At 72.4% G+C, this 6,689-nt stretch carries 5 protein-coding genes and 2 pseudogenes; 3 read left to right on the top strand and 4 right to left on the bottom strand.

The genetic code is table 11. The features are described 5' to 3' along the window. Nucleotides 1-184: 184 nt before the first annotated feature. The gene (locus tag ACGFYH_RS26500; protein WP_393805670.1) at nt 185-1,249 is read left to right on the top strand and encodes a lipoate--protein ligase family protein; all 1,065 of its coding nucleotides are present in this window, start codon (nt 185-187) and stop codon (nt 1,247-1,249) included. Nucleotides 1,250-1,263: 14 nt separating this feature from the next. Here the strand turns inward: ACGFYH_RS26500 and ACGFYH_RS26495 are convergent. Beyond that, nucleotides 1,264-1,926 (bottom strand): annotated as a pseudogene (locus ACGFYH_RS26495) (response regulator); the annotation flags it as partial. After that, nucleotides 1,923-3,059, bottom strand: coding sequence for a sensor histidine kinase (locus tag ACGFYH_RS26490; RefSeq protein WP_393805669.1), 1,137 nt, complete (start codon nt 3,057-3,059; stop codon nt 1,923-1,925). The gene ACGFYH_RS26490 and the pseudogene ACGFYH_RS26495, both read right to left, overlap by 4 nt. Before the next feature lie 167 nt (nt 3,060-3,226). Between ACGFYH_RS26490 and ACGFYH_RS26485 the strand changes: the two genes are divergently transcribed. Together ACGFYH_RS26485 and ACGFYH_RS26480 are read left to right on the top strand one after the other, a co-directional pair. After that, nucleotides 3,227-4,252: a carboxymuconolactone decarboxylase family protein gene (locus ACGFYH_RS26485; RefSeq protein WP_393805668.1), complete on the top strand. Its 1,026-nt coding sequence runs from the start codon at nt 3,227-3,229 to the stop codon at nt 4,250-4,252. Between the two features lie 308 nt (nt 4,253-4,560). Further along, nucleotides 4,561-5,226, top strand: coding sequence for a hypothetical protein (locus ACGFYH_RS26480; protein WP_393805667.1), 666 nt, complete (start codon nt 4,561-4,563; stop codon nt 5,224-5,226). Nucleotides 5,227-5,243: 17 nt separating this feature from the next. On the opposite strand, the pseudogene ACGFYH_RS26475 reads toward ACGFYH_RS26480, so the two are convergent. Continuing rightward, a pseudogene (locus tag ACGFYH_RS26475) lies at nt 5,244-5,851 on the bottom strand (cytosine permease); the annotation flags it as partial. Nucleotides 5,852-5,938: 87 nt separating this feature from the next. Continuing rightward, entirely contained in the window at nt 5,939-6,547 is a 609-nt protein-coding gene (locus ACGFYH_RS26470; RefSeq protein WP_393805666.1) for a glycine-rich domain-containing protein, read from the bottom strand. Nucleotides 6,548-6,689: the final 142 nt, after the last annotated feature.

Genomic DNA, 6,689 nt, shown 5'->3' with positions numbered 1-6,689 from the left:
GCGCAAGGGCAGTCACTTCCTCGCCTTCCTCGGCCTGGCCGCAGCCCTCACCTGCTACAAGAAGCTCGCGAAACTCACCACGTGAGACAACCTCTAAGGTGCATTCCGGCAGATGTACTTATCTGTCCGAGTGCCAGAGCAGCAAGCTCAGGGCACGTACAGCGCACTGGAAGGAACCGAAGCCGTGCATGGCGAGTACAAGGTGCCCGGCGGCAAGCTTGTCGTCGTGGATCTGAATGTCAAGGACGGTGTTCTGCGCAACGTACGAGTCGCCGGGGACTTCTTCCTGGAGCCGGACGAAGCGATCCTCGCGATCAACGCAGCCCTTGAGGGTTCACCCTCATCGACGGACGCTGAAGGGCTGGCTGCCCGGATCACGGCGGCGCTGCCGGAGTCGACCGTGATGCTCGGGCTGACGGCCGAGGGCGTCGGCATCGCAGTCCGGCGCGCTCTGGGCCACGCGACCGAGTGGAGCGACTACGACTGGCAGCTGGTGCACATGGAGCCGCAGGCACCGGCCCTGCACATGGCGCTGGACGAGGTGATCACCGCCGAGGTAGCCGCCGGGCGACGAGCCCCGACCCTACGAGTATGGGAGTGGGCCTCGCCTTCCGTGGTGATCGGCAGCTTCCAGTCCCTGCGGAACGAGGTGGACCCCGAAGGGGCCGCGAAGCACGGCATGACCGTGGTTCGCCGCATTTCCGGTGGTGGGGCCATGTTCGTAGAGCCCATGAGTACGATCACGTACTCCCTGTCCGTGCCGGAGTCTCTGGTCTCGGGCCTCTCCTTCGCAGCCAGCTACGCCTACCTCGACGACTGGGTGCTCGGCGCACTCGGCGACATGGGCATCAAGGCCTGGTACCAACCCCTGAACGACATCGCCACCGACGCCGGCAAGATTGCCGGTGCGGCCCAGAAGCGCATGGTCGGCCCTGATGGCGGTCCTGGGGCCGTCCTCCATCACGTGACGATGTCCTACGACATCGACGCCGGCAAGATGCTGGAGGTGCTGCGCATCGGGCGGGAGAAGATGTCCGACAAGGGCACGAAGTCGGCGAAGAAGCGGGTGGACCCGCTGCGCCGGCAGACCGGACTGGCACGCGAGGCCGTGATCGAGCGGATGATCGCCTCCTTCGGCGGGCGCTACGGGCTGTCCCGGGGCAAGGTGACGGACGACGAGCTGTCCCGGGCCCTGGAGTTGGCGCGCGCGAAGTTCTCCGCTCCCGAATGGACCGCGCGGGTGCCCTGAGGCCCTCCGGGTGTGCGTACCGCGACCAGTCCCGACTCGTAGGCGAACACCACGAGTTGGGCCCGGTCACGGGCACCCAGCTTGGTCATCGCGCGACTGATGTGCGTCTTGGCGGTCAGCGGGCTGATCACCATGTGGGCGGCGATCTCCTCGTTGCTCAGGCCGCGCGCGGCGAGCGCGGTGACCTCGCGTTCCCGGCGGGTGAGGCAGTCCAGGCCGGGTGCGGTGGACCGGTCAGGGGGCCGGGCGACGAACTCGCCGATCAGCGTGCGGGTGACCGACGGGGAGAGCAGTGCCTCGCCGTGTGCCACCACGTCGATGGCCTGGAGCAGGTCGGTGGGCTCGGTGTCCTTGAGAAGGAAGCCGCTGGCTCCCGCCCGCAGCGCCTCGAAGACGTACTCGTCGAAGCCGTAGTTGGTGAGGATGACGACCCGTACGGCGGCGAGGGCCGGATCGGCGGCGATGAGGCGGGTCGCCTCGATGCCCGTCATCACCGGCATCTGCACGTCGACCAGTGCCACGTCCGGCACCTCGGCCCGCACCAGCTCGACCCCCTGCTCCCCGTCGGCGGCCTCACCGACCACCTCGATGCCCTCCTCGGCGTCGAGCAGGGCCCGGAAGCCGGCCCGGATCAGCGCCTGGTCGTCGACGAGCGCGACCCGGACCGCGCCGTTCATGCCGTCTCCGCGAGCGGGAGCCGTGCCCGCACCGAGAAGCCGCCCTCCGCCCGCGGGGCGGCGCACAGGGTGCCGCCGAGTGCCGTGACGCGTTCGCGCATGCCGGTCAGGCCGGTGCCCGGCACCGGCGGGCGGGCCGGATCGGCGGCTCCGTCGTCGTCCACGTCTATCGTCAACTCCCCCATGGACTGGACCGTGGCCTCCCCCGTGTCCCCCGTGCCGTAGCCGATGCGGACCCGCACCTTCGCCGGTCCGGCGTGCCGCGCCGCGTTGGTGAGGGCTTCCTGCACGATGCGGTAGGCGGCCCGGTCGACGGCCCGGGGCAGCGGGCGCTCGTCCCCGGTGACCGTCAGGTCGACGGCGAGCCCGGCCGCGCGAGCCCGTTCCACGAGCAGCGCCGGGGTGCCGGCCGGTTCGTCGGCGCGCAGCACCTGGAGGGCGGAGCGCAGCTCGCGCATCGCCTCGCCACTGGCCTCCTGGATGGCGAGCAGCGCGGGCGGCACCTCGTCGCCGCGTTTGCGGGCCAGGTGGACGGCGACTCCCGCCTGGAGCTTGACGATGGAGATGCTGTGGGTCAGCGAGTCGTGCAACTCGCGGGCGATCCGCAGCCGTTCCTCCCCGGCGCGGCGCAGGGCCGCCTCCTCCCTGGTGCGCTCCGCCTCCAGGGCACGCTGTTCGGTCTGGCGCAGGTACGCCTGCCAGTTACGGTCGGCGAGCCCGGTCACCACGGCGCACAGGAACCAGCCGGCGAGCAGCCCGGCCCGCTCGGCCACGTTCTGCGTGCCGGGGCCGGTGGCCACGTACCCGGCCAGGAACACGGCGCTGCCGGCCGCCGCGACGCCCCGGTGGCCGACCCGGGCCGCGGTGTGCACGGCGCCCAGCACGGGCAGTGCGGACAGCGGACCGGGGTGGGCGTGCACGGCGTACGCCGTGCCCAGGACGGTGGCGACGGCCAGCACCGCGCGCGGTGCGGTGCGATGGAAGGCGAGCGCCGCCGAGGCGAGGGCGATGAGCGCGTGGTCGAGTGCCGTGGTGCCGTCGTCGAAGGCGGCGACCCCCGTGCCGAGGGCGCCGACGACGGCCGCGAGGACCACGTCGGCGAGCCGCCTGCGATCGACCTGACGCCCACTCATGCCCGCACCCTAGACGGCCCGGCCGACGGCCGCGTCGGCCCTGTGGACGGCTTGTGGACTACTCCCGGCGAAGTAGTCGGCGCTCCGGCCGGGACCCGGCGGCACAGCGCCGACCGCATCCGGCCGTACGACGACCGCGGGCACCGCGGCGGTGCACGATGCCGTCCATGCCCACACCCTTCCGTCACACCGATCCGCTGCCACCGAAAGCGGCCACCGGCCGCGTCGCCGAGGTCTACGCCCAGGCCGCGCGGGACTTCGGCGTTCCCGGGCCCGTCCCGTTCGTGGTCCTCTCCTCCGCTCCCGCCCTCGTCGCCCCGGCCTGGGCGCTGATGCGCGAGTCCCTGATCGCCGGCCCCGGCGGCCGGACCGGCAAGGAGGTCGCCGCCTTCGGGGTGTCGCAGGCCAACAGGTGCAGGTTCTGCGTGGACGCGCACACCATGCTGCTGCACGCCACCGGCGACCACTCCCTGGCCGAGCGGCTGGCCAGGGGCCGGGAACCGGCGGACGAGCAGCACGCGCGCGTGCTCGACTGGGCGCGGCGCACCCGTGTCCCGGGGGCCGCGCGGGAGCCGTTTCCGTTCCCGCCCGAGGAGGCTCCCGGCTACCTCGGCACCGTGCTGGCCTTCCACTTCATCAACCGCGTCGTGTCGTCCCTCGTCACCGAGAACCTGCTCCCGCGCGACGCACAGCGGCTGCGTCCGGTGCGAAGCGTGGCGGGCCGGTCGCTGTCCCGCACCGTCCGCCGGACCGCCGTGCCCGGCGCCGCCCTGCCCCTGCTCGACGACCCGGGCCGGGGACCGGCGTGGGCGGCGGGGACGCCGGTCGGGCCCGCGTACGCGGCGCTGAGCTCCGCCGCCACGATGGGCGCCGGCCTGCTGGACGCGGACGACCAGGCCCTCGTACGCACCACCCTGCGCGACTGGGACGGATCGCACCCGCCCGTCACGCCGGACCCGTTCCCCGACCGGCGTGAGCGGCCCGGCGCACGGCTGGCGCTGCTGGCCGCGCTCGCGCCGTACCGGATCACGGACGCGGACGTCTCGGCGTGGCGGCGGCCCGAGCACACCGACCACTGCCTGGTACACCTCGTCGCGTACGGCGCGTTCGTCGCCGTGGACCGCGTCGAGACCGCCCTGGTGGCTCCCGGCACCCGGCCGGCCGCCCGGCCGACCGCGGGGGAGACTTCATAACCCCCGTCGGCACGGCGGCCGTCGCCCCCGGCGGCCGTGTCTCCGACGTCGGCTGCGGAGCGGGCGCGGCGACCCGGATCAGGTGCGGCCTCCCGCCCCCGGGGCCGGAGTCGGAGGAGGCCCGGTGTGCGGCTGTGACCGCCGCCCGGCCGTGACGCCTCCCGGCGCGGCCCCGGTCTCGCGTACGTCTGCGTCACCGTGCGGCCACGCACCGAGTTCGCCCTTCCGCCCCACAGGGAGTCGTGTGACACTGGCGTCCCGTCCGCAGTGCGGGCTCCCTCCGCACCCTTCCCCACGAGAAGTGCGCCGTGCGTTCTCTTCCCCTGCCGCTCGCCCTGACCGCCCGCTTGGCGCCGGTCGCCGTGCTCGCCACGGCGGGCTGGGCGATGTCGTCCGGGCCCGACACGTCACCGGCCGCGAAGGACAGGACGCCGCCCGGCACCACCGGCAGATCGGCCTCCGCACCGGCGACGCAGGCGGCGGTCAAGACGTACGCCGCCGCCCCGGCACCGTGCGGGAGTCTTGCCGGGAAGACGGTCACCTCGCTGGTGCCGGGTTCGAAGGCGGCCGGCAAGGAGATCCCGTCCACGGACACCAAGGCGCGTCGCACCTGTTCCTGGAACGCGCTCAAGGGATACGATTACCGCTGGCTCGACGTCTCCTTCGAGGTGATGGATACGGACGAGGCGGCGCAGAAGTCGTACAGGGAGCGGGTCGCCGACCGCAGCGGCGGAGGCGAGGTGCCGGGGCTCGGTGACGCGGGCTACTCCGTCGTGAACCTCACCACCGAGGACAAGCAGCAGACGCGCGAGGGCACCGTGCTGGTCCGCGCGTCCAACGCCCTGGTGATGATCACGTACAACGGCAGTGACTTCGAGTCGAAGAAGGCACCCGGTACGACGGAGATCAACAAGGGTGCCATCAAGGCGGCCAAGGAGGCGGTGGCCGCGCTGGAGGACGGCGGGTCCGGCTGACCGTCCTCCGGGGCACGTCAGCCGGCCGGCCGTCTCCGGCCCCGGGACGGCATCAGCGCGAGGTAGAGCACCATGGAGGTGCCGAGGCCGACCGCCCAGCCGTAGTCGGCCAGCGGTTCGAGGAACGGCACGGGGCGGCCGTCGACCAGCGGGGGAAGTCGTCGCCGCCGACGCCGAGGACGCCGCCCACGAGGAGGGCGACGACCGCCCGCCAGTTCCAGCCGCCGTCGTACCAGTAGCGTCCGCCCCTGCGGTACAGGTCGACGAGGTCGAGACGGGCGCGGCGCGGGATCCAGTAGTCGGCGATCAGGATGCCGGCCACCGTGCCCAGGAGCCCGCCTACCAGGCCGAGCCAGGTGAAGATGTAGCCCTGCGGGTCGGAGTACAGCTTCCACGGGAAGATCAGTACCGCCAGGACACTGGTGACGAGCGCACCGGCCCGGAAACTCACCTTGCGCGGTGCGACGTTGGAGAGGTCGAAGGCCGGTGAGACCAGGTGGGCCGCGATGTTCACGGACAGCGTCGCCACCAGGACGGTGACGAGGGCGAACAGCAGCCCCACCACGTTGTCCGTCTTCGCGGCGAGCTGTACCGGGTCCCAGACGGCCTCCCCGCAATCAGCTTCCTATGAGGCCCGAACCTATCGCTGATGAGCAGGACATGAGAAAGCCCCGGTCGACGTCCAGCGTCGGCCGGGGCTGGGTGCTGCCGGCTACGGCTTGGGCGGGGTCACGAATCCCCGGACAGGCCGCTGCTCTTTCGGGTCACGCGATGCGGGCTGCTGCGAGCGCTTCCACGCCTTCGCCAGGTCCGCGTAGCGCGGGTCGATCCATTCGGACACGGCGCCTCCCTTCACAGGCAGGCCACGCCGCCCCGGGCTTCGGCTTGGGCGTGATGACGATGGTGCAGTCCGGGGCGTGCCGGCACTTCGCTGCCACGGAGACGAGAGTCTCGTCGGACGGCGGCCCCCACAGCTCCGGATCGCGTCCCAGCCGAGCGCCGCGATCGTCTCGCGGGTCCGGTCCAGGATCGGCGGGTCGTAGCTGGTGGGGTCGTAGCCCGGGGAGTGGTGCACGAACGCGCCCTCGCCGCCGAGCCGCTCGCACAACTCGGCGTACATGCCGGTGTGCAGGATCAGGGCGTGCCAGCCTTCGTCGACGATCCGCGACGGCGCCAGGCCGTGGCCGGGGTGCGTGGCGCAGGCGGTCACGAATTTCAAGCCCTCGTCGACGATGCGGCCGGCCATCTCCTCGGCCATGTCCGGGTTGGCGTCCATGACGGTGCTGCGGACGCTGGCGAACTGAGCGTCGGTGACGAGCATGCGCACGAGGGCGGGCAGTGCCAGGGCGGGCGGCGGGGTGGGCCCGGAGGTATCGTCACGGGATCTCCTTCGCTGTTTGCGGAAAGGGATGGCCCGCCCGGGCCGGGGGCAACTGTCCGGCTGCCTGGCCTGGGCGGGAGTT

The organism is Streptomyces sp. NPDC048392 (assembly GCF_043200575.1).
Classification (GTDB): domain Bacteria; phylum Actinomycetota; class Actinomycetes; order Streptomycetales; family Streptomycetaceae; genus Streptomyces.
This window is presented reverse-complemented; position numbering and strand designations above follow the sequence as displayed.